Source organism: Acuticoccus sp. I52.16.1 (assembly GCF_022865125.1).
Taxonomy (GTDB): Bacteria; Pseudomonadota; Alphaproteobacteria; order Rhizobiales; family Amorphaceae; genus Acuticoccus.
Genome location: NZ_CP094828.1, coordinates 197,090 through 219,878, shown reverse-complemented (window position 1 = coordinate 219,878; position 22,789 = coordinate 197,090). Strand labels below are relative to the sequence as shown.

Here is a 22,789-nt window from a genome sequence, read left to right as displayed (position 1 = left end):
GAACGGGCCGGACCGGCCGGCCTTGCGGGTAAGGTCCGCGCCGATAGGATGCCGTCTTCGTCAGTGAGGAGTTGCCTCTTGAATACCCCCACCGGCCCGCTCGCGGGTCTCCTCGTCCTCGACATGAGCCGCATTCTGGCCGGCCCCACCGCGACGCAGCTCCTGGGCGACCTGGGGGCCGACGTCATCAAGATCGAGCGCGCCGGGGCGGGGGACGACACGCGCCGCTGGGGCCCCCCGTTCGTGCCGGACGCGCAGGGCGCGCCGACCACCGAGAGCGCCTACTACCTCGCCGCCAATCGCAACAAGCGCTCCCTCGCGCTCGACCTCGCCGCGCCCGAGGGGCAGGCGATCATCCACCGTATCGCCGCGCGGGCGGACTTCGCGCTGGAGAACTTCAAGGTCGGCGACGCGGCGCGCTACGGCGTCGACTATGCCGCGCTGGCGGCGATCAATCCGGGCATCATCTTCGCCTCGATCACCGGCTACGGGCAGACCGGGCCGCTCTCCAAGCTCGCCGGCTACGACGTGCTGGCACAGGCGCGCGGCGGCATCATGAGCGTGACGGGCGAGCCTGACGAGAAGGGCGGCTCGCCGCAGAAGGTCGGCGTCGGCATCGCCGACATCATGACCGGGATGTACACCACCGTCGCGCTGCTGGCCGCGCTGGAGGAGCGGCGGCGCACCGGCAAGGGCCAGTCGATCGACCTGTCGCTCTTCGACTGCCAGCTCGCCTGGCTCGCCAATCTCGGCACCGCCCATCTCCTGACGGGCAAGACCCCGCAGCGCATGGGCAACGGCCACCCGACGATCGTGCCCTACAACGCGTTCGACGCGGCGGACGGGTCGTTCATGCTCGCCGTCGGCAACGACCGGCAGTTCGCCCGGTTCTGCGAGATCGGCGGCGCGCCGGAGGTCGCGGCCGACCCGCGCTTCACCACCAACGCCGCCCGCATCGCCAACCGCGACGCCTGCGAGGCGGCCGTCGCGCGCATCGCCGCCACCAAGACCAAGGCCGAGTGGGCCGCGCTGCTCGACCCGGCGGGCGTGCCGGCCGGGCCGATCAACACCGTCGCCGAGGCGTTTGCCGAGCCGCAGGCGATCGCCCGCGGCGCGCGCGTCTCGCAGCCCTACACCCATTCGCCGAGCGGCACGGTGGAGACCATCGGCAACCCCATCAAGATGTCGGGCGTCGGCGTCACCTATCGCCGCCCGCCGCCGATCCGCGGCGAGCACTCGGCCGAGATCCTCGCCGACCTCGGCTACTCGGCGAGCGAGATCGACGACCTCGCCGCCCGTGGCGTCGTCGAGCTGACCGGGGTGCCCGCGTGACGACCCGCAACGCGGACATCATCGCCCGCAAGCTCGCCGCGCTCGGCTGCGCCCACGCCTTCGGCATCCCCGGCGGCGAGACGCTGGCGCTGATGGATGCGCTGGAGCGGGCCGGCATCGCCTTCACCCTCACCAAACACGAGAACTTCGCCGGCTTCATGGCCGAAGGGACGTGGCATGCGACCGGCGCGCCCGGCATCCTGGTGGCGACCATCGGGCCGGGGCTCGCCAACGCGGTCAACGTCATCGTCAACGCGCACCAGGACCGGGTGCCGCTGATCGTGCTGACGGGGTGCGTCGCCGCCCACGAGGCGGACACCTACACCCACCAGGTCTACGACCACGGGGCGATGCTGGCGCCGATCGTCAAGGGCACCTTCATGGCCTCCGGCGAGAGCCTCAACCGGGTGGTCGACAAGGCGATCATGCTGGCGATGACCGGCCAACCGGGCCCGGTCCACATCGACGTGCCCGTCCCGGTCGCCGAGGCGGAAGCGACCGCGGAGGCGTTTTCGCCGGCCGGCATCGGCTCGCGCTTCCAGCCGGTGGACGGGCCGGAGATCGAGCGGGCGCGCAAGTGGATCGCCGACGCGGAGCGGCCGATCGCCATCGCCGGGGTCGACGCCGTCAACGACGACGCGGGCGCGGCGGTCGGGGACTTCGTCAAGGCGATCGGCGCGCCGCTGATCACCACCTACAAGGGCAAGGGCCTGATCGACGAGGCCGGCCCGCAGGCGCTCGGCGGCGCCGGCCTGTCGCCACTCGCCGATGGCCATATCCTGCCGCTGGTGGCCGAGGCGGACTGCGTCGTCCTCATCGGCTACGACCCGATCGAGATGCGCGCCCCCTGGCGCGACCCGTGGCCGGACGACGCGCGCGTGATCGACGTGACCCCGGTGGTGCGCCAGCACGGCATGCACACCGCCGGGGCGACGCTCTACGGCTCGGTCTCGGCGGCGCTGAAGCTGTTGCAGTGGAGCGGCCACAACCACCCGACCTGGTCGTGCGGCACGCCGCGCCGGGTGCGCCTGGCGCTGGCCGACGCGTTCGCGCCGGAACCCTCGGGCTGGGGACCCGCGGCCGCGTTCCACGCCATGCGCGAGGCGGTGCCGGAGGGGACGGTGGCGACGGTCGACTCCGGCGCCCACCGCATCCTCTTCAGCCAGATCTGGCGTTGCTCGCGCCCGCGGACGCTGCTCCAGTCCTCGGCCCTCTGCACCATGGGATGCGCCGTTCCGCTGGCGGCGGGCCACAAGCTCGCCGCGCCGCACCGGCCCGTCCTCGCCGTGGTGGGCGACGCGGGGCTGGAGATGACGCTGGGCGACCTCGCGACGGTCCGGGACATGAAATGCCCCGTCCCCATCCTGGTGCTGGTCGACGAGAGCCTGGCACTGATCGAGATGAAGCAGCGCGCGGGCCAGCTCCCCAACGTCGGCGTCGACTTTCCCGCGACCGACTTCGTCGCCCTGGCGGGGGCGATGGGCGGCCACGGCGTATGGATCGACGACGTCGCCACGCTGCACCGCGAGACCGCCGCGGCCTTCCAGCGCGACACGTTCACGCTGCTGTGCGCCCGGATCGGCCGCCGCGCCTATGACGGGCGCATCTGAGCGGTGCCTATCCATGCCCACTTCGGGCGCGGTGCGGCGGGCGCAACCGGGAGTGTCCCGGTGAATGCATGGTTGTCGAACGCCGTTCCCATGTTGCGCCGGCCACAACCGCTGGGTACTGAGCAGGGATCCGCGACAGGTCACCTTCCATGAACGACATCGACAAGCTCTGCGACCGCAACCAGGCGTGGGCCGATCGCGTCACCGCCGACGATCCCGACTTCTTCGTGCGCCTGTCGCGCCAGCAGTCGCCCGACTGGTTCTGGATCGGCTGTTCCGACAGCCGCGTCCCGGCCAACCAGCTGATGGACCTGCCGCCGGGCGAGGTCTTCGTGCACCGCAACATCGCCAACGTGGTCTCGCCGGCGGACCTCAACTTCCTCTCCGTGCTGCAATATGCGGTGGAGGTCCTGCGGGTGAAGCACGTCATCGTGTGCGGGCACTACGGTTGCGGCGGCATCAAGGCCTCTCTGTCGGACAAGGACCACGGCCTGATCGACAACTGGCTCAACCACATCCGCTTGGTGAAGCGCCTCCACGCCGAGGAGCTGGAAAAGGTGCCGGACGACGACCGCTTCGACCGGCTGTGCGAGCTGAACGTCATCGAGCAGGTGCGCAACGTCGCCAACACGACGATCGTGCGCAACGCCTGGGCCCGCGGCCAGGGCCTCCTGGTCCACGGCGTCGTCTACTCGCTGGAGAAGGGGATCCTGCGGCGCCTCGTGCAACGCGCGGGCGAGGACGATGTGGAGATCGTGGACCGCTGAACGGCGCGGCGCGGGAGGAAAACCTTTTCCTCGGCGCCTCGCGTCACTACGTAACGGCGATGCGCGGGCCGGTTGCACGGCGACCGTCGGCGCATCGTTTCCGAAAAATTGGCTCGAGGGGTCGACACCGGCCGCTCGATCGAACATGAGGGTGCGAATTTCCGCACCACTCCGAGCACCCAGGACCAGAATACAATGACGATCACGGCGCAGCAGGTAAAGGCGCTCCGCGAGAAAACCGGCGTCGGCATGATGGACTGCAAGACGGCGCTGAACGAGACCGGCGGCGACATGGAAGCAGCAGTCGACTGGCTGCGCAAGAAGGGCCTGTCGAAGGCGGCCAAGAAGGCGGACCGTGTGGCCGCCGAAGGCCTCATCGGCGCCTATGCGCAGGGCACCAAGGCCGCCCTCGTGGAAGTCAACTCCGAGACCGACTTCGTCGGCCGCAACGAGATCTTCCAGAAGCTCGTCAGCACCATCGCCGCCGAGGCGCTGGCCTCCGGAGGCGACATCGACGCTCTGAAGGCGCAGCCCTTCCCCGGCTCGTCCCGCAACGTCGGCGACGAAGTGACCGAGTCCATCGCCACCATCGGCGAGAACCTCACCCTTCGCCGCACCGCCATGCTGGAAGTCGCCGAAGGCACCGTCGCGACCTACATCCACAATGCCGTCGCCCCCGGCCTCGGCAAGCTGGGCGTTCTCGTCGCCATGTCGTCCTCGGGCGACAAGGACAAGCTCGACGAGCTCGGCCGCAAGATCGCGATGCACATCGCCGCCGTCGGCCCGCTGGCGCTGACGCCGGACGAGGTCCCGGCCGAGGCCGCCGAGCGTGAGCGCGCGGTCTACTCCGAGCAGGCGCGCGCCTCCGGCAAGCCCGAATCGATCATCGAGAAGATGGTCGAGGGGCGGATGCGCAAGTTCTACGAGGAGGTCGTCCTCCTGAAGCAGGCCTTCGTCGTCAATCCCGACCAGACGGTCGAGCAGGCGGTGAAGGAAGCCGAGGGCGACATCGGCGGCCCGATCCAGGTCACTGGCTTTGTGCGCTTCGTGCTGGGCGAGGGCATCGAGAAGGAGGAGAGCGACTTCGCAGCCGAGGTCGCCGCAGCGGCAGGCCACTGACCGTGGCCCCGTCCACCCTCAAGCCGCCGTCCGAGTGGCGGCGGCTCCTCCTCAAGGTGTCGGGCGAGGCGCTGATGGGCGATTCGGCCTTCGGCATCTCGCAGCCCACCCTCCAGAGGATCTCGCAGGAGATCGTCGAGGTGGTGAACTCCGGTCGCGAGGTCGGCCTCGTGATCGGCGGCGGCAACTTCCTGCGCGGGGCCAACCTCGCGCTGACGGCGGTGGATCGTGTCGCCGGCGACCAGATGGGGATGCTGGCGACCGTGATGAACGCGGTCGCCGTCGCCGCCCAGCTGCGTGCGCTCGGGACCGAGGCGGTCGTCCTCTCAGCGATCGACGTGCCGGTGATCTGCGACCGCTTCACCCACCGCGGCGCGATTCAGCACATGGCCGAGGGCCGGGTCGTCCTGTTCGCGGCCGGCACCGGGCACCCGTTCTTCACCACCGACACCGCCGCCGTTCTACGTGCGGTGGAAATGGGTTGCGATGCATTGCTGAAAGGCACGCAGGTGGACGGCGTCTACACCGCCGATCCCAATCGCGATCCGACCGCCACACGCTATGAGCGCGTCGGCCACCAGGAAGCGCTGTCGAAGAACCTGGGCGTGATGGATGCGGCGGCCATCGCTTTGGCGCGTGACAACGGGTTGCCGATCGTGGTGTTCTCCATCCAGGACGCCGGCGCTCTTCCTAGGGTTGCGCGCGGCGAGGGCACCAGCACCATCGTCGCCGACTGACGGGGAGCCGGCGGCCGCGTCGTTCGCGACTTGCCGGCCGCCTCGAACGCGTGCATGGACTTCGGCGCCGGTTCGCCGCAGAAGAGCCGGTGAATGGACGCGACAGGCGAGCGCGGACGGGGCGTCGGACGCCCCGGACGGCACGCCGGTGATTTGGCGTCGGCAGCGGCGCGGGAGCATGGCGTGCGCAGGCGGGTGAACCGCCCGTGCCCGCTGAACGAAGCGAAACCGGAGCGACGCCGTGATCCGGTCACGGCGGGCTGCGGGCATGCCAGCCCTCGGTCGGCAGGCTGAAGAGGAATGAACGGAATGAGTGTGGACCTTGACGACCTCAAGCGGAGGATGGACGGCGCGATCGGGGTTCTGAAGACCGAGTTGTCGGGCCTGCGCACCGGCCGTGCCAGTGCCTCCATGCTCGAGCCGGTCCAGGTTCAGGCCTACGGCACTCACATGCCGCTCAACCAGGTGGCGACCGTTTCGGTCCCCGAGGCGCGCATGATCACCGTGCAGGTGTGGGACCGTGGCATGGCGCAGGCGGTGGAGAAGGCGATCCGCGAATCGAGCCTCGGGCTCAACCCGGTCGTCGAGGGGCAGGTCATGCGCATCCCCATCCCGGAGCTGAACGCCGAGCGCCGCAAGGAACTCATCAAGGTGGCGCACAAGTATGCCGAGGCGGCGCGCGTCGCCGTGCGCCATGTCCGTCGCGACGGTATGGAATCCATCAAGAAGTCGGACCTCAGCGAAGACGAGCAGCGCGCCCAGTCCGACAAGGTGCAGAAGCTGACGGACGACAAGATCGCCGAGCTGGACTCGATCGTGTCGCAGAAAGAGCAAGAGATTACTCAGATCTGAGGCGCGCACGCGTGAGATCCGATCCCTTGTCCAACGCGGCGCTTCCCGAGCCGGACGGCGTCGAACCGGCGGCTGGCGTGCCGCGGCATGTCGCCATCATCATGGACGGCAACGGCCGCTGGGCGGGCAAGCGGGGGCTGCCGCGCACGCTCGGCCACCGCAAGGGCGTCGAGACGGTGCGCCGCGTGGTGCGCCATGCGGGCGAGCGGGGCATCGCCGTGCTGACCCTGTTCGCGTTCTCGCGCGAGAACTGGAACCGGCCGCGTTCGGAGGTGAGCGAGCTGATGGCGCTGCTGCGTCACTTCATCCGCTCCGACCTCGACGACCTGGTGAAGAACAACGTCAAGATCACCGTCATCGGCGGCCGCGCCGACCTTGCCGACGATCTCCTCCAGATGATCGAGGACGCGGAGGGGCGAACCGCCGGCAACGATGGGCTGGAGCTGGTGCTGGCCTTCAACTACGGCGGGCGCGACGAGCTGGTGCGTGCCGCGCGCCGCGCCGCGGAAGCCGTCGCCGCCGGCACCCTGGCGCCGCAGGACCTGACCGAGGAGACCTTCACCCGCTTCCTCGACACTGCCCGGTTTCCCGATCCGGACCTCGTCATTCGCACCAGTGGGGAGCTTCGCATCTCCAATTTCCTGCTGTGGCAGTCGGCCTATGCGGAATATTGCTTCCCCGCGACGCTTTGGCCGGATTTCGACGCCTCCCACTTCGACGAGGCGCTGGCAGACTATGCCACGCGGCAGCGCCGCTTCGGTGCGGTGCCGGTGTCTATCGCCAAGCCATGATTCGACGCCGGCGTCCCGGCCGTTCGGGTGACGACAGCGTGGGACGCGACCGGCGCCGGACGGCTCCGCAGGTGGCACCGCCACCGCCACCGCCACCGCCGCCGAGCATCCGCGCGCGGGCTCGCCGCCTGCGCCAGCGCTTCGTCTTCCAGCGCGAGATGCGCCTGCGGCTGATCTCCGCCGCCATTCTCATTCCCGTCGTCATCTTCGCCCTCTGGGTCGGTGAAATCGCGTTCGCCGGTATCGTCTTGGTCACCGCGCTGCTGGTGCAGGAGGAGTGGCTGCGGATGGTCGGCGCCGGCCATCTGCGCCGCGTGGTCCTCGCCGCCTTCGCGGTGCTGGGCATCCTCACCGTGGTCGCGGTGACGCAACCGTTGTGGGCCGCGGCGGCGGTGCTGGCGGCCGGTTGCCTCGGCGTCGGCGCGACGGTGCTATTGAGCACGCGGGCCGCCTCGCCGTGGTGGGTCGCGGCGGGCGTGCTCTATGCCGGTCTCGCCGTCATCGCGCTGGTCGAGCTGCGCAAGGGCGGCGACGGGTTCGGCGCCGTCGTCTTCGTCTTCCTGATCGCCTGGACCACCGACACGGCCGCCTTCTTCGTCGGCCGCAAGGTGGGCGGACCGCGCCTGTGGCGCAGCGTCTCGCCGTCGAAGACCTGGTCGGGCGCGATCGGCGGGGTTCTCGCGGGCGCGCTGTGCGGGGCATTCGTCCTCAGCCTTCTCGAGGCGCCGCCGTCGGCGCTGGGGTTCGCCGTCGCCGCGCTTGTGGCGGTGGCGTCGGTGGGGGGCGACCTCCTCGAATCGGCGGCCAAGCGGCGGTTCCACATCAAGGACGCCGGCACGCTCATCCCCGGCCACGGCGGGGTGATGGACCGGGTGGACGGGCTGATCACCGCCAGCGTGGTGACGATGCTGATCGGCAGCCTCGCCGCGGCGCACACGCCCGCCGCGGGCCTGCTGCTGCTGATGGGGCGCCCATGACGCGCGTCGTGCTCCTGGGGGCGACGGGGTCGGTCGGCCAGTCGGCGTTGCAGGCGATCGAGGCGGGCGGGTTCGAGCTGGTCGGCCTCGCCGGTGGGCGGGACGCGGCCGGCCTCGCCGCGATCGCCGAGCGGTTCCGTCCCGAGATGACCGTGCTCGCCGACCCGGCCGGTGGCGCCGCGCTGGCCGAGCGCCTCGCCCCGCTCGGCCTCGCGAGTGACGCGGGGCCGGACGCCGTGACCGCGCTCGCTGCGATGGACGCCGAGCGCGTGGTGGTGGCGATCCCCGGCTTCGCCGCGCTGCGGCCGACGCTGGCGGCGGTCGACCGGGGGCGGATCATCTGCCTCGCCAACAAGGAATGCCTGGTGGCGGCGGGCGACGTGGTGATGCCGCGCGCCAAGGCGGCGGGGGCGACGGTGCTGCCGGTCGATTCGGAACACAACGCGATCTTCCAGGTGTTCGAGAACGAGGCGCTGGGGGCGATTCGCAGGATCGTGCTGACGGCCTCCGGCGGCCCGTTCCGGACCTGGACGCTCGACGCCATGGCGCGGGCCACGCGCCGGGACGCGCTGAAGCACCCCAACTGGTCGATGGGGGCGAAGATCTCCATCGATTCGGCCACCATGATGAACAAGGGCCTGGAGGTGATCGAGGCGCATCACCTCTTCCCCGTGGGGATCGCGCGAATCGGTGTCGTGGTGCACCCGCAGTCGATCGTCCACGGCATGGTCGAATATGCGGACGGCTCGGTCCTGGCGCACCTGTCCAACCCGTCGATGGTCACGCCGGTCGCCCACTGCCTTCACTATCCCGCGCGGGGCGCGGCACCGGTGTCGCCGCTGGACCTCGTCGCGTCGAGCCCGCTCACCTTCGAGGCGCCCGACGAGACGCGGTTCCCAGCGCTGCGCCTGACGCGCGAGGCGCTTGCCGCCGGCAGCCACGCGACCAACATATTGAACGCGGCCAACGAGGTCGCAGTCGGCGCGTTCCTGCGGGATAGGATCGGTTTCCTGGACATTTCGCGCATCGTGAGCGATACGCTGGACGCGCTGGCGCATCTCGAGACGGCGAGTGCCAGTGTCGATGATGTGGAAACGACGGATCGTGAAGCGCGCCGGGTGGCCGAGCGCCTAACTTGTACCTGCAGCACCGCCTGAAGTCTGGCATTTTGACGGCCGGCACTGCCGAAGGTGGTGGGTTTGGCGCTGTGCCTTCCGAGGAGGAGGGCGCGGAGCCGGTGGCATTGGAGTGGAACCAACGTGCAAATTCTGAGCTGGCTCTGGGACGTCGCGGCTTACATTCCGCCGTTCTTGTTCGTCCTCGGGATCATCATCTTCATCCACGAGCTCGGCCATTTTCTGGTCGCGCGCTGGTGCAACGTGGCGATCGACGCCTTCTCGCTGGGCTTCGGGCCCGAGCTGCTGGGGTGGAACGACCGCCGGGGCACCCGTTGGCGGATCGCCGCCATTCCCCTCGGTGGTTACGTGAAGTTCGCCGGTGACGACAACGCCGCCAGCGTTCCCGACCACGACGCCATCGAGCAGATGACCGACGAGGAGCGGCGCACCAGCTTCTACCTGAAGCCGGTGTGGCAGCGCGCGGCGATCGTCGCGGCGGGCCCGGCGGCCAATTTCCTCCTCGCCATCATGATTTTCGCGACCGCCTTCCTCCTCGTCGGACGGCCGACGGTGGACGCGGCCGTCACCGGCGTCCGGGCGGACAGTCCTGCCGCCGCGGCCGGCTTCGAGCCCGGCGACGTGATCGTCGCGATCGACGGGCGCACGGTGAACGCCTTCATCGACGTTCTGCGCACCGTCTCCAGTGCCGCCGGCCAGGACCTCGCCTTCACCGTGGAGCGGGGCGGGGAGGAGGTCGTCCTGCACGCCACGCCCGAGCAACGCGACCTGACGGACGACTTCGGCACGCCGTACTCGGCCGGCTTCCTCGGCATCGAGAATCGCACCAGCCCGGAGGACGTGCGCCGCGAGACGTTCGGTCCGCTGGGCGCGCTCGTCGCCGGGGCGCAGGAAACCGCCTACATCACCAAGCGCACGGTGGAAGTGATCGCCGGCGTGATCACGCTGGAGCAGTCGCCCAAGCAGTTCGGCGGGCCGCTGCGGGTCGCCAAGATCTCCGGCGACATGGCCTCGCTCGGCTTTACGGCGCTGTTCGGCCTCGCGGCGATGCTGTCGATCTCGATCGGCCTCATCAATCTCCTGCCGATTCCCATGCTCGACGGGGGGCACCTCCTCTTTTACGGCATCGAGGCGGTGCGTGGGCGGCCGCTCTCGCTGCGCGCGCAGGACGTCGGCTTTCGCATCGGACTGGGGCTGGTGCTGCTCCTGATGTTCTTCGCGACGTTCAACGACCTGTTGTACTTAACGTCCTAACCGAGCCCTTCGGGGGCCCCTCGGACCGTTGCTCCAACGCAACGGTCAGGGTGCAAAGGGGTTTACGGACCCGTCCTTGCCTTGTTTGGAAACATCGGTCGGATCATAGCTTGGCGTGGGTCGCCAGCCGTTCGGCGACCTCGAGAAACGCGAGGCTCCGTCCCGTCCATGTTCCTTCGTCCGGGCACCATGATGCAAAACCTCCTCCGCGCCATCGTTCTGACCGTCGTAATGGCGGCAGGCTTGGTCTCCGCTGGAGCGCCGGCGCTCGCCGCCGTCGCCTCGAGTATCGTGGTCCAGGGCAACGAGGGGGTCTCCGACGAGACCGTCCGTGCCTACGTCACCATCGAACCGGGTCAGTCCTACGGTCCGCGCCAGATCGACGAGAGCATCGACGCGCTCTTCGCGACCGGCCTCTTCGCCAACGTCACCATCCGTCAGCAGGGCAACACCGTCGTCGTCACGGTCGTCGAGAACGCCACCATCAACCGGGTGTCGTTCGAGGGGAACCGGAAGGTGAAGGACGAGCAGCTCGAGACGATCGTGCAGAGCCGCTCCCGCTCGGTGTTCAGCCGCGGCCAGGTCCAGAGCGACACGCAGCGCATCCTCGAGGTGTACCGGCGCCGCGGCAACTACCGCGCCTCGGTCGAGCCGCAGACGATCGACCGCGGCCAGGGCCGTGTCGACCTAATCTTCATGATCGACGAGGGGCAGAAGGCCAACGTCGCCCGCATCACCTTCGTCGGCAACAACTCCTTCTCGGACTCGCGGCTGCGTGACGTGATCGGCACCAAGGAGAGCGGTCTCCTCGGCTTCCTGCGCACGACCGACAATTACGACCCGGACCGCCTGCAGGCCGACCAGGAGCTGATCCGCCGCTTCTATTTCAACCACGGCTTCGCCGACTTCCGTCTCCTCTCGGCGACGGCGGACTACGACCGTGAGCGCAACGCCTTCTACATCACCTTCACCGTGGACGAGGGCGAGCGCTACGAGTTCGGCACCGTGCGGGTCGACACCACGCTCGCCGACCTCAGCCCCGAGGAGCTGGAGCGCAAGGTCGACAGCCGCCCGGGTCGCCGCTACTCGGCCGAGAAGATCGAGAAGTCGATCGAGGACCTGACGCTGGCCGCCAACAAGCAGGGCTATCCCTTCGCCGATGTGACCCCGGTGGGTGAGCGCAACTTCGAGACCAACAAGATCGACGTCGTCTACCGGGTCGACCAGGGCGTGCGCGCCTACATCGAGCGGATCGACATCGTCGGCAACACGACGACGCGCGACTACGTCATCCGCCGCGAGTTCGACATCGCCGAGGGCGACGCCTACAACCGCGTCCTGCTCGACCGCGCCGAGCGGCGGCTGCGGGCGCTGGGCTTCTTCGAATCGGTCCGCATCGCCACCACGCAAGGCTCCGAGCCCGACCGCGTCGTCGTCACGGTCTTCGTGGCCGAGCAGGCGACGGGCAAGATCTCGGTCGGCTTCGGCTACTCCACGGACGAGGGCGTCGTCGGCGAGATCTCGATCGAGGAGCGCAACTTCCTCGGCCGCGGCCAGTACCTGAAGGGCGCGCTGTCGGGCAGCTTCGAGAAGCAGTCGGCCGAGGTCTCGTTCACCGAGCCCTACCTCTTCGGCTACCGCGTCTCGGGCGGTGTGGACCTCTTCACCCGGCTGTCTGAAGATGCCGACGATCAGGACTACGACACCAACGAGACCGGCGGCACGATCCGCTTCGGTGTGCCGCTGACGGAAGAGACGTCGGTGCAGGTGTTCTACTCGCTCTTCAACCGCGACGTGTCGGTGGACGAGCAGGACTGCGCCAACGGCGACATCTCCCTGGCGGTCTGCGACTCGCAGGGTGGCCGAATCACCTCGCTGATCGGCACCTCGCTGACCTACAACTCGCTCGACGACCAGTTTAACCCGCGCGAAGGCCTCTACGGCCAGATCAAGGGTGAGGTCGCGGGCCTGGGCGGCGACACCTACTTCGTCCGCGGCACCGCCAAGCTGCGTGGCTACCACGAGGTGTTCCCGGCCGCCGGCGTCGTCGGCATGGGCTCCCTCGAGGGTGGTGCGATGGCCGCTCTGAACGACGACCTGCGCATCCAGGACCAGTTCTTCCTGGGCGGCAGCAAGGTGCGCGGCTTCTCCAGCGCCGGTATCGGTCCGCGCGACAGGGCGACGGGCGAGGCGCTGGGCGGCCGGTACTACGTTGCCGGCACGGTCGAGGCGACCTTCCCGGTGCCGTTCCTGCCGCCGGAGGTGGGCCTCGCGGCCTCCGCCTTTGCCGATGCCGGTTCGCTCTGGGGCGTCGATCCGGACATCATCGCCCGCAACGGCGGCTCCGGGACGATCAACTCGGACGACTTCGCCCTTCGCGCCTCGGTGGGTGTGGGTCTGACCTGGAAGTCGCCGTTCGGCCCGATCCGCGCCGACGTGGCCTTGCCGATCCTCGAAGAGGACTCGGACGAGACCCAGCTCTTCCGTCTGTCGGGCGGCACGCGCTTCTAAGCCGGGCAAATTTGGTCACAAGGCGCCGTCGGGTCTCCCGGCGGCGCCTTTTGCGTGGCATGGAGTTGCCGAAGGGCGCCTTGGCGGTCTAACACCTGCGCCATTCTGCCGATCAGCGAAGTGCCATGAACCGATTCTTCCCGCCCGCCGAACCACAGCAACTCGGCAACGTCGCCGACGCCGTTGGGGCGACGGTGGACCCGGCCGCGCGCGAACGCATCATGTCGGACGTGATGCCGCTGGACACGGCCGGCCCCGAACACATCTCGTTCCTGCGTGACGCCAAGCGCCGCAAGGACCTCGCCGGCACCAAGGCCGGCGCCGTCTTCCTGGACGAGCGATTCGTCTCGAGTCTGCCGGAAGGTTGCGTCGCGCTGGTGACGAAGCACGCGGCCAACGCGTTCGGCATCGCGGCGGGCCTGTTCCACTCGTCGGCGATGCGCCCGCGCCCGCTCACTTCGCGCTCCGGCGGAGAGATCGCCGCCACCGCGATCATCGAGGATCCCGACGCGCTGGAGGCCAACGTCATCGTCGAGGCCTTCGCGGTGATCTCGCGCGGGGTCGAGATCGGCCGCGGTACGGTGATCGGCCCGAACGTCGTCATCGGGCCGGGCTGCACCATCGGCCGCAACTCGGTCATCGGCGCCAACACGACGATCCAGTGCGCCCACATCGGCGACCGGGTGATCGTCCATCCGGGCTGCCGCATCGGCCAGGACGGCTTCGGCCTGGTGCGCACCCCGCAGGGTTACCGCAAAGTGCCGCAGGTCGGCGCGGTGGTCATCCAGGACGATGTCGAGATCGGCGCCAACTGCTGCATCGACCGCGGCTCCAAGCGCGACACCGTGATCGGCAAGGGCTCCAAGATCGACAACCTGGTGCAGATCGCCCACAACGTGACCCTCGGTTGTCATTGCGTGGTCGCCGGTACGACCGGGATTGCCGGATCGGTGACGCTGGGGGACTATGTCACCCTGGGCGGCGGCGTCGGCATCCGGGACGGTGTGACGATCGGCCAGGGGGCGCAGATCGCCGGATACTCGGCCGTGAGCGAGGATGTGCCGGAGAACGCCACCTGGGGCGGCACACCGGCGATGGACGCGATGGAGTGGATCCGCGAGCGCAAGGCGATCCTGCGGCTCATTCGCAACGCGACAACTTCAAATTCGTAACAACGCCTTTTATGGTGGACGGACCTTTCGTGGATAGTGCGGACGACGTGATGGATAGTGGGGGGACCCCGGAGGGGACGACGACGACGCTGGCGGCCGCCGAAATCGGCGAGATCCTGAAGTTGCTGCCGCACCGTTATCCGTTCCTGATGATCGACCGGGTGATCGAGATCGATGGCGACCGGTCCGGGATCGGGATCAAGAACGTCACCTTCAACGAGCCGCACTTTCAGGGCCACTTTCCGGGCGAGCCGGTGATGCCGGGCGTCCTGATGATCGAGGGAATGGCGCAGACCGCGGGCGTCCTGTGCATGTTCGCCGAGGAGCGTGAGCGACCCAAGCTCGTCTACCTCATGACGGTCGACAAGGCGAAGTTCCGCAAACCCGTCCGCCCGGGCGATGTGATCGAGTACCACATGAAGAAAGAGCGCCAACGCGGCAACATCTGGAAGTTCCACGGCGAAGCCATGGTCGGCGACACGCTGGTGGCCGAGGCGGACGTGTCCGCCATGATCGTCCAAGAGTAAGCGGACTTGGCCCTCAACACGGCGGCGACGCGCCATCCCACGGCATGGGTCGAGGATGGCGCCACCATCGCGGACGGCGTCCAGATCGGCCCCAACGCGATCATCGGTGCGGACGTCAAGCTCGGCGAGGGCGTCAGGGTGGGCGCCAACGTGGTGGTCACCGGACGCACCACCGTGGGGGCCGGGACGCGGCTTTTCCCGGGCGTCGTGCTCGGCGAGCCGCCGCAGGACTTCAGCTACAAGGACGAGCCGACCGAGTTGGAGATCGGCGCCGGATGCACGCTGCGCGAGCATGTCACCATGCACATCGGTACCGCGCGCGGACGCGGCCGCACCACCGTCGGCGAGGGCTGCTACTTCATGGTCGGCTCGCACGTCGGGCATGACTGCGTGGTCGGCAACGGCGTCACGCTGTCCAACAACGTGCTGCTGGGCGGTCATGTCCAACTGGGCGACAATGTGCTGATCGGCGGTGGGACGGCGGTGCTGCAGCGTGCCCGTGTCGGAGCCTACGCGTTCATCTCCGGCCTCGCCGGGGTCACGCGCGACGTGGTGCCCTACGCCTACGTCACCGGCCGCGTGGCGTGGATCGAAGGCTTGAATCTGGTGGGCCTGAAGCGCCGCGGGTTCGATCGGGACGCGATCCGCACCATCCGTGCGGCGTTCGAGATCCTGTTCCACGGCCCCGGCGTCTTCCAGGACCGCAAGGCGGCGCTGCGCGAGGCGATGGGCACCGATCCGCAAGCCGCCTCCATCCTCGCCTTCATCGACGCGGCCCCCGCTCGCCCCTACATGCAGGGCCGCCGCGGCGGACTGGACGAGGTCTCGGTCGACCTTCTCGAATCGGGGCGATGAGCGACGGGCCGCTCGCCATCGTCGCGGGCGCCGGCTCCTTGCCCTGGGAAGCGGCGGCGGCCATCGCCCCCCGCCGCGAGGTGGTGGTCTTCGCGATCGACGGGGAGGCGGACGCCGCGCCCTCCGCCGGCCCCCGGATCGAGACCCATCGGCTCGGCTACGGCCAGCTCGGCCGCGCCCGCCGGCTCGCCATGGAGCGGCGATGCCGCGACGTGCTGATGCTCGGCGCCATCCGCTCGCGGCCCGATTTCGCGTCCCTCGTGCCCGACATGGACACGCTGCGCCTGCTGCCGCGCATCGTGCGCGCGGCGGTCGGCGGGGACGACACCATCGTGCGCAACGTCATCGCGCTGTTCGAGGACGAGGGGTTCCGCGTCGTCTCGGTGGCGGAGGCGGCGCCGGAGCTGCTCGCTCCGTCCGGCCTCCTGGGCGCCCATCGGCCGAGCGCCGCCCAGCAGGCCGACATCGACCTCGGCGCCGCCTACCTCACCGCCTCGGCGCCGTTCGACGTGGGGCAGGCGGTGGTGGTGGTGGAGGGGCGGGTGATCGCCGTGGAGGGAGCGGAGGGGACGGACGCGATGCTGGCGCGCTGCGCCGAGCTGCGCCGCGCCCGCCGGTTCCGCAGCGAGAAGGGCGCCGGCGCCCTGGTGAAGCGTGCCAAATCCGGTCAGGACATGCGCTCCGACGTTCCCGTCGTCGGTCTCGGCACGCTGCGCGGCGCGCTGGCGGCCGGTCTGGGCGGCATCGCGGTGGAGTCGGGGCGCACCATCCTCGCCGAACGCGCGGCGCTGCGCACCGAGGCCGACCGCGCCCGCGCCTTCCTGGTGGCGCTGTGACGGCCGCGTCGCGAGACCCCTTGCGCATCGCCATCATCGCGGGCGAGCCGTCCGGCGACCGGCTCGGCGGGGCACTGATGGAGGCGCTCGCGGCCCGCCGTGAGATCGTCTGGTGCGGCATCGGCGCCGAAGACATGACCGCCGCCGGGCTGCAACCGATCTTTCCGCAGGACGAGATCTCGGTGATGGGGATCGACGCGATCATCCGCCAGCTGCCGCGCCTGCTGGGCCGGATCCGCGAGGCGGCCGCGGCCGTGATCGCCTTCCGCCCGGACGTTCTCGTCATCGTCGATTCGCCGGAGTTCACCCACCGCGTCGCCAAGCGGGTGCGGCGGCGGCTGCCGCACGTGCCGATCGTCAACTACGTCAGTCCCACGGTGTGGGCGTGGCGGCCGGGACGGGCACGCGCGATGGTCCCATACGTCGACCTGGTGATGGCGCTGTTCCCGTTCGAGCCGGAGGTGCATGCCCGGCTCGGCGGGCCGCGTTGCGTCTACGTCGGCCATCCGCTGTTCGAGCGGATGCGCCGGCCGGCCGTGGCGGGGGAGTCGCTGCTGGTGCTCCCCGGCAGCCGGAGGGCCGAGATCGAGCGGCTGATGCCGGTCTTCGGGGAGGCATTGGCGCGAGTGGCGCCGCGCGAGCCGGTGGAGATCTTGGCAGTGCCGCGACTGCGCGAGCGGATCGAGGCGCTGGCGGCGGCGTGGTCGGTCCCCGTGACGATCCGGCCGGGGGCGGACAAACAGGCCGTGTTCGACCGCGCGAAGGCGGCGCTCGCGGCCTCCGGGACGGTGACGATGGAACTGGCCGCGGCGCGGGTGCCGATGGTCGTCGCCTACAAGCTCGACATCGCGGGCCGTATCGTCAAACGCATCAACCACATCGTGCGCATCGTGACCGCGCCGTCGATGGTGCTGGCCAACATCGTGGTGGGCCGCAACGATATCCCCGCCTTCCTCGAGGAGGAGGTGACGGCGGAGGCGCTGGCCGCGGCGCTGGCCCCGCTGCTGGTCGACGGGACGCCCGAGCGCGCGACCCAGGAACGCGTGTTCGACGAGTTCGCCGCCGCGATGCAGGTGGACGGGTCGCCGGCGGAGACGGCGGCGGACGCGGTTCTGTCGATCCTGCCGCCGGCCGACGGCGTGCGGCTATAGTGTCTGGTCCTCTGTCCTAACCGGTCGGTCCCGCACGGGGGCGGGCGCTCAGTCGTGGGCGACGTCCGGCGGCACCTGCCAACGGCGCGTCGGCCCGAACGGCCGGGCGGTGCGGATCTGCCACTGCGCGCCGTGCCGCCAGGCGACGGCGGCACCGTGGCGCTTCAGGTCGCGGCGGTCGATCACGAGGCCGGCGGCGCATCGGTCGAGGCGGACGCGCATCGGCGCCACCACCGCGGCGGCGAGGGCGCAATCGTCGGCCAGGGCGCGGGCCGAGGACGGGCGGGCGAGGCGCTCGCCGCCGAGGGGGATGGTGCACCCGAGCGGGTCGCAGGCGGCCGGCACCGCACCGTCGGCGCGCGGGTCGGCATCTCCCTTGAGCCACAAGCTGGCGACGAAGCCGTCGCTGTCGCCCAGCAGGCCGAGGCGGCCGTCCGGTCCGCGCGCGGCGATCGTCTCGCCGTCCTCGGCGACCATGACGTCGAATCGCGGGGCGGTCGGCGCGATGGCGAGGCCGGCCGCAACGAACAGCGCGCCGGCGACACGCCAGGGCGCCGTGAAGATCGCGAGCCACAGGAGGCCCAGCGCGGCGAGAATCGCCGACGCCGCCGGGATCCGCCCGGTGAGCCCGCTGTCGCCCGTGGCGTCCGCCGCGGCGTGCGAGATCACCAGGATCAGGTCGAGGCCCCAGCGCATCACCGCGAGGGGGGCGTCCTCCAGCCCGAGCGGCATCAGCGCAAGCGCGATCACCCCGGAGGGCATCACCAGAAGCGTGAAGATCGGCATCGCGGTGAGGTTGGCGGGGAGGCCGTAGGGCGCGAGGCGGTGGAAATGGTAGGCGGCGGCGGGTGCTGTCGCCAGCCCGGCGATGAGCGAGGTCATCGCGAGGCCGAGGACGAACGCCGTCACCGGCCGGGACCAGCCGACGCCGAACCGCAGTCGCCGGAACGACCACCACTCGTAGGCGCCGACGAGTGCCACCACCGCGAGGAACGACATCTGGAACGACGGCTCGGTGACGCACACCGGGTCCAGCGCGATGACGACGACGGCCGCGACCGCGATGGTGCGCATGGTGAGCGCGGGCCGGTCCACCAGGATGGCGACCAGGCCGACGATGAGCATCACGTAGGCCCGCAACGTGGCGACCGAGCCGCCGGAGAGGGCGAGGTAGAAGGTGGCCGCGAGGAGACCGGCGATCGCGGCCCACTTGCGGATCGGCGCCCCCAGCGCCAGGCGCGGCGACAGGGCGAGCGCGAACCGCACCGCGGCGAAGATGGAGCCGGCGACGAGCGCCATGTGCAGGCCGGAGATCGCCAATAGATGGCCGAGGCCGGAGACGCGCAGCGCCTCGACGTCCTCGGGCGCCATGTCGCCCCGGTGACCGACGAGGAGGGCCGTGGCGAACGCCGCGCCGCGCGTCTCGCCGAGGCTGGAGGTGATGTTTTCGGCGACGGCGGTGCGCACCCGGTCGATCGTCGCCGCGAGGCCGGGCGCCGGCGGCGCCGTGACGGCCGGCGGGCCGTAGGTGAAGCCGCTGGCGCCGATTCCGTCGAAGAAGAGGCGGCGGCTGGAATCGTAGCCACCGGGATAGACCGGGCCCTGGAGCGGGAAGAGCCGCGCCTTGGCGGCGATGCGCGCGCCGACCGGGAAGGGACCGTCGCCGCGGACCGAGAGGCGCACCCGGCGCGGTACGGCGCCGCGGAAGCTGCCGCCGGTCACCGCGACGACGATGCTGGCGCGGCCCGCCCCGCGCGCCTCCGCCGCGACGACGCGTCCGGTGAGGTCCACCGTTCCCGCCCGCTCGACCACCGGGGTGCCGCTCATGTGTTCCTGGAGGCCGACGGCGAGGATCCCGACGAGCACCGCCGCCAGCGCCAGGAGCACCGGGCCCGCGCGGGCAAGGCGGGTCGAGCGGCCGGCCGCGACCCGCGCGCCGAGGACGAGCGCCGCCGCGCCGCCGCTCCACCAGGGCGCCACGGCGAACGGCAGCTCGACGCCGAGGAAGATCCCCACGACGGCCAGCACCGGCAGCCAGAGCTGGAACCGGCCGAAGGCCGCGTCGTGCGCCACCCAGCCGGCGAGCCGCGCACCGAGGTCGAGCCGCGGGCGGGCGCGTGGGAGGACCAGCGTCACCGTGGCGCGGCCGGGCTCGGTGGCGCGCGGTGTGCGCCGCGGCGGTGGCCGGGCGGGGCCCGCGGCGGACGGCTGAGGCGAATCTTCTCTCCCATCGGCGCTCTCCAAGGGTCGACGCGGGCGGGCTGATCCCGCTACACACCACGCCGACAGCCTCAATCTAGCGTGTATCAGATGACGTCTCAATCCAAGGTGGTGACGCGGTTCGCGCCCTCGCCGACCGGCTTCCTTCACATCGGCGGCGCCCGCACCGCTCTGTTCAACTGGCTGTTCGCGCGCGCCCACGGCGGCGAAATGCGCCTGAGGATCGAGGATACCGACCGCGCCCGCTCCACGACCGAGGCGATCGACGCGATCCTCGACGGGCTCTCCTGGCTGGGGCTGGACGGGGACGGCGAGGTCGTCTATCAGTCCACCCGCGCCGAACGGCACGCGGAGGTTGCGAAAACCCTGCTCGACAAGGGCATGGCCTATCGCTGCTACACCTCGGCCGAAGAGCTCGTCGCCATGCGCGAGAAGGCTGCCGCCGAAGGTCGCCCGCCGAAATATGACGGCACCTGGCGCGACAAGGACCCCGCCGAGGCGCCTCCCGGCGTCGATCCCGTGATCCGTCTCAAGGCCCCGTCGACGGGGGAGACGGTGATCCCCGACCTCGTCCAGGGGGAGGTGACGTTCGCCAACGAGAACCTCGACGATCTGGTCATCCTGCGCTCGGACGGGTCGCCGACCTACATGCTCGCCGTCGTGGTCGACGACCACGACATGGGCGTTACCCACATCATTCGCGGCGACGACCATCTGACCAACGCCGCCCGCCAGGCGCTGATCTACGAGGCGATGGAATGGGACGTGCCGCAGATGGCGCACATCCCGCTGATCCACGGTCCGGACGGTGCCAAGCTGTCCAAACGGCACGGGGCACTGGGCGTCGACGCCTACCGCGCGATGGGGTACCTGCCCGAGGCGCTGCGCAACTATCTGGTGCGCCTCGGCTGGGCGCACGGCGACGAGGAGTTCTTCTCCACGCGCGAGATGGTCGAGAAGTTCGGGCTGGAGGCCGTCGGCCGTTCGCCGGCGCGGTTCGACTTCGTGAAGCTGGAGAACATGAACGGCCACTACATGCGCGAGGCGACGCCCGACCGCATCATGGCCGCGCTGGAGCCGGTGATCGCCGCGCAGGACGACGCCGCGGCGATCGGCGCCGCGCTGGACGCGGGCGCACGCGCCAAGCTCGAGAAGCTGGCCCCCTCGCTCGCCGAGCGTGCCAAGACGCTGGTGGAACTACTCGACAATGCCCGCTTCATCTGGGCCGCCCGTCCGCTGACGATGGACGAAAAGGCCGAGAAACTCCTCGCCGGCGAGGCGCGCGGGCACCTTGCGGCGCTCTACGAGCGGCTGCGCTTCGTCGACCCCTGGGTGGCGGACGGGATCGAGGCCGAAGTGCGCCGCTACGCCGACGAGGCCGGCGTCAAGCTGGGCAAGGTCGCCCAGCCGCTGCGCGCAGCGCTGGTCGGCGCGGCGACGTCGCCGGGTATCTTCGACGTGCTTGTCGCTTTGGGGCGGGCCGAATCGCTGGGTCGCATCCAGGATCAGGCCGCGGCGGCCGGCGACTGATTCGCGGACCGGCGGCGGGCGCGGCCGCGCCGCCGGTCAGGCCGGGACCGCGGATCGGGGCGCGACCAGCATGGCGTTGATCTTGGGCGCGACGGCGGTGAAAAGCGCCGTCATCGCAAGGCAGTAGGCGGACAGAAAGAGCGCCTGCTCGGGGAACGGCACGCCCATGTCGATGATCGCCCCCGTCAGCCCCGGACCCGCCGCGGTCGACATCACCGCACCCGACGTCGCCAGCGCCTTGATCGAGCCGATCCAACGCGTGCCGTAGAGCGTCGGCCAGATCGCGCCGATGAGCGTGATGACGAGGCCGTGGCTGATGCCGATGCCGGCGAGGGTCAGGAACCAGATCTCCACGCCGGCCGGGATGGCGAGAATCGCGATCGCCACCGCCAGCGGCAGCAGGAGCACGGGAAGCACCCGCGCCGGGCCGATTCGGTCGACGATCGGCCCGCACGCCAGCGAGCTCGCCACCGAGATCCCGGCATACATCGCAAATCCCAACGCCATCACCGAGAGGTCGTAGCCGCGCACGGTGGCGATGTGGACCTGATGGAAGAAGACGCAGGTGCCGATGAACGGCGGCGCCAGAAGCCCGGGCAGGATCGTCCAGAACGTCCAGTGCCGCAGCACCTCGCCGCGGGTCCACTGGCGGCCCAGCATGCCGGGCGCCTCGGTATTGTCGCCCTCGCCCTGCGGGGTGCGGCCCTTGCGGGTCATCAGCGTCAGGGCCGGCAGGAAAACCGCCAGGATCAGCCCGGCGATGACGAGCCACGTCTCGCGCCAGCCCATCACGTCGAGCACCACGACGCCGAGCGGCGGCCACAGCGCCTCGCTGATGGGAAAGCCCAGGACCGCCACCGCGATCGCCTTGGCACGGTTGGCGCGAAACCAGCGCGCCATCGCCGTCATCGAGATGTGCGTCATCATCCCCTGGCCGCAGAACCGGAGGCCGAACACCGCCAGGCACAGCACGACGATGTTGGGCGCCAGCGCCATCGTCGTCGCCGAGAGCGCGTAGAGGACGAGGACGCCGGCGGCCAGGCGTGTCACGGTCATCGTGTCGGCGAGGCGGCCGAAGTGGATGAGGCAGGTGGCGGAGGCGAGCGTCGCGACGGTGTAGATGCCGCCCCACTGGCCGTTCGACAGGCCGAACTCGGCGCGAATGGCGCCGGCGAACAGGGCGATGAAATAGGTCTGCCCGAACGAGGAACCGAACATGAAGACCGCGCCGGTGAAGAGCCACCAGGCATTGCGGACGTAGAAGCTCTTTGCCATCCTTTCTCCCCTACGCCTCCGTCAAGCGCTCGAAAAGAGGCAATGAACTGCCGATCGGCGAGGCGTGTCAGGGGCCTGCGCTCACGTCAGGCTTGAAGGGGAGGGCGGCTTCGGATAGTGGGCTTCAGACGATTTTT

19 protein-coding genes are annotated in these 22,789 nt (G+C 70.2%); 17 read left to right on the top strand and 2 right to left on the bottom strand.

Translation table 11 applies throughout. The features are described 5' to 3' along the window. The first annotated feature begins 78 nt into the window (after window positions 1-78). From MRB58_RS00975 to MRB58_RS00900, 16 genes are all read left to right on the top strand, one after another. Window positions 79-1,332, top strand: coding sequence for a CaiB/BaiF CoA-transferase family protein (locus tag MRB58_RS00975; RefSeq protein WP_244779778.1), 1,254 nt, complete (start codon window positions 79-81; stop codon window positions 1,330-1,332). Then, a complete protein-coding gene (locus tag MRB58_RS00970) occupies window positions 1,329-2,942 on the top strand; it encodes a thiamine pyrophosphate-binding protein (protein ID WP_244779777.1) in 1,614 nt (537 codons plus the stop codon). The genes MRB58_RS00975 and MRB58_RS00970 overlap by 4 nt, the downstream gene beginning before the upstream one ends. Window positions 2,943-3,091: 149 nt before the next feature. Further along, complete coding sequence (gene can / locus MRB58_RS00965; RefSeq protein WP_244779776.1) at window positions 3,092-3,709, top strand: carbonate dehydratase; 618 nt, start codon at window positions 3,092-3,094, stop codon at window positions 3,707-3,709. Window positions 3,710-3,904: 195 nt separating this feature from the next. Next, on the top strand, window positions 3,905-4,828 hold the full coding sequence (tsf, locus tag MRB58_RS00960; RefSeq protein ID WP_244779775.1) for a translation elongation factor Ts: 924 nt from the start codon (window positions 3,905-3,907) through the stop codon (window positions 4,826-4,828). Window positions 4,829-4,830: 2 nt separating this feature from the next. Beyond that, window positions 4,831-5,565: a UMP kinase gene (pyrH, locus tag MRB58_RS00955; protein WP_256461697.1), complete on the top strand. Its 735-nt coding sequence runs from the start codon at window positions 4,831-4,833 to the stop codon at window positions 5,563-5,565. 300 nt (window positions 5,566-5,865) lie between these two features. Then, window positions 5,866-6,417 (top strand): ribosome recycling factor, encoded by a 552-nt coding sequence (gene frr / locus MRB58_RS00950; RefSeq protein WP_244779774.1) that lies wholly within the window; start codon window positions 5,866-5,868, stop codon window positions 6,415-6,417. A 26-nt stretch (window positions 6,418-6,443) separates the two neighbouring features. Beyond that, entirely contained in the window at window positions 6,444-7,208 is a 765-nt protein-coding gene (locus MRB58_RS00945) for an isoprenyl transferase (protein WP_256461728.1), read from the top strand. Window positions 7,209-7,279: 71 nt separating this feature from the next. Further along, the gene (locus tag MRB58_RS00940) at window positions 7,280-8,185 is read left to right on the top strand and encodes a phosphatidate cytidylyltransferase (protein ID WP_244779773.1); all 906 of its coding nucleotides are present in this window, start codon (window positions 7,280-7,282) and stop codon (window positions 8,183-8,185) included. Beyond that, on the top strand, window positions 8,182-9,342 hold the full coding sequence (dxr, locus tag MRB58_RS00935; protein ID WP_244779772.1) for a 1-deoxy-D-xylulose-5-phosphate reductoisomerase: 1,161 nt from the start codon (window positions 8,182-8,184) through the stop codon (window positions 9,340-9,342). Before MRB58_RS00940 ends, dxr begins: the two co-directional genes overlap by 4 nt. A 102-nt stretch (window positions 9,343-9,444) precedes the next feature. After that, entirely contained in the window at window positions 9,445-10,575 is a 1,131-nt protein-coding gene (gene rseP / locus MRB58_RS00930; protein WP_244779771.1) for an RIP metalloprotease RseP, read from the top strand. 168 nt (window positions 10,576-10,743) lie between these two features. Further along, window positions 10,744-13,086 carry an outer membrane protein assembly factor BamA gene (gene bamA, locus MRB58_RS00925; protein ID WP_244779770.1) on the top strand — a complete coding sequence of 781 codons (2,343 nt, stop codon included), beginning with the start codon at window positions 10,744-10,746 and terminating at the stop codon, window positions 13,084-13,086. A gap of 125 nt (window positions 13,087-13,211) precedes the next feature. Next, on the top strand, window positions 13,212-14,258 hold the full coding sequence (gene lpxD / locus MRB58_RS00920; protein WP_244779769.1) for a UDP-3-O-(3-hydroxymyristoyl)glucosamine N-acyltransferase: 1,047 nt from the start codon (window positions 13,212-13,214) through the stop codon (window positions 14,256-14,258). A gap of 50 nt (window positions 14,259-14,308) precedes the next feature. Next, on the top strand, window positions 14,309-14,785 hold the full coding sequence (gene fabZ / locus MRB58_RS00915) for a 3-hydroxyacyl-ACP dehydratase FabZ (RefSeq protein WP_244779768.1): 477 nt from the start codon (window positions 14,309-14,311) through the stop codon (window positions 14,783-14,785). 6 nt (window positions 14,786-14,791) lie between these two features. Beyond that, a complete protein-coding gene (lpxA, locus tag MRB58_RS00910) occupies window positions 14,792-15,640 on the top strand; it encodes an acyl-ACP--UDP-N-acetylglucosamine O-acyltransferase (RefSeq protein WP_244779767.1) in 849 nt (282 codons plus the stop codon). Next, window positions 15,637-16,476, top strand: a complete 840-nt coding sequence (locus MRB58_RS00905) for an LpxI family protein (RefSeq protein WP_244779766.1) — start codon at window positions 15,637-15,639, stop codon at window positions 16,474-16,476. Before lpxA ends, MRB58_RS00905 begins: the two co-directional genes overlap by 4 nt. 20 nt (window positions 16,477-16,496) lie before the next feature. Next, the gene (locus MRB58_RS00900; RefSeq protein WP_244779765.1) at window positions 16,497-17,627 is read left to right on the top strand and encodes a lipid-A-disaccharide synthase; all 1,131 of its coding nucleotides are present in this window, start codon (window positions 16,497-16,499) and stop codon (window positions 17,625-17,627) included. A 48-nt stretch (window positions 17,628-17,675) separates the two neighbouring features. Here MRB58_RS00900 and MRB58_RS00895 read toward each other — a convergent pair whose 3' ends face one another. Beyond that, the gene (locus tag MRB58_RS00895; protein WP_244779764.1) at window positions 17,676-19,763 is read right to left on the bottom strand and encodes a ComEC/Rec2 family competence protein; all 2,088 of its coding nucleotides are present in this window, start codon (window positions 19,761-19,763) and stop codon (window positions 17,676-17,678) included. Between the two features lie 174 nt (window positions 19,764-19,937). Here MRB58_RS00895 and gltX point away from each other — a divergent pair, with 174 nt between their 5' ends. After that, window positions 19,938-21,377 (top strand): glutamate--tRNA ligase, encoded by a 1,440-nt coding sequence (gene gltX / locus MRB58_RS00890; RefSeq protein ID WP_244779763.1) that lies wholly within the window; start codon window positions 19,938-19,940, stop codon window positions 21,375-21,377. A 36-nt stretch (window positions 21,378-21,413) separates the two neighbouring features. Here the strand turns inward: gltX and MRB58_RS00885 are convergent, their stop codons facing one another. Next, window positions 21,414-22,652, bottom strand: a complete 1,239-nt coding sequence (locus MRB58_RS00885) for an MFS transporter (protein WP_244779762.1) — start codon at window positions 22,650-22,652, stop codon at window positions 21,414-21,416. Window positions 22,653-22,789: the final 137 nt, after the last annotated feature.

Coding starts and splice junctions, on each gene's coding strand:
- fabZ (WP_244779768.1), top strand. CDS start 14,309: ATGGATAGTGGGGGGACCCCGGAGGGGACGACGACGACGCTGGCGGCC.
- frr (WP_244779774.1), top strand. CDS start 5,866: ATGAACGGAATGAGTGTGGACCTTGACGACCTCAAGCGGAGGATGGAC.
- MRB58_RS00885 (WP_244779762.1), bottom strand. CDS start 22,652: ATGGCAAAGAGCTTCTACGTCCGCAATGCCTGGTGGCTCTTCACCGGC.
- lpxD (WP_244779769.1), top strand. CDS start 13,212: ATGAACCGATTCTTCCCGCCCGCCGAACCACAGCAACTCGGCAACGTC.
- can (WP_244779776.1), top strand. CDS start 3,092: ATGAACGACATCGACAAGCTCTGCGACCGCAACCAGGCGTGGGCCGAT.
- gltX (WP_244779763.1), top strand. CDS start 19,938: ATGACGTCTCAATCCAAGGTGGTGACGCGGTTCGCGCCCTCGCCGACC.
- tsf (WP_244779775.1), top strand. CDS start 3,905: ATGACGATCACGGCGCAGCAGGTAAAGGCGCTCCGCGAGAAAACCGGC.
- MRB58_RS00905 (WP_244779766.1), top strand. CDS start 15,637: ATGAGCGACGGGCCGCTCGCCATCGTCGCGGGCGCCGGCTCCTTGCCC.
- bamA (WP_244779770.1), top strand. CDS start 10,744: ATGTTCCTTCGTCCGGGCACCATGATGCAAAACCTCCTCCGCGCCATC.
- dxr (WP_244779772.1), top strand. CDS start 8,182: ATGACGCGCGTCGTGCTCCTGGGGGCGACGGGGTCGGTCGGCCAGTCG.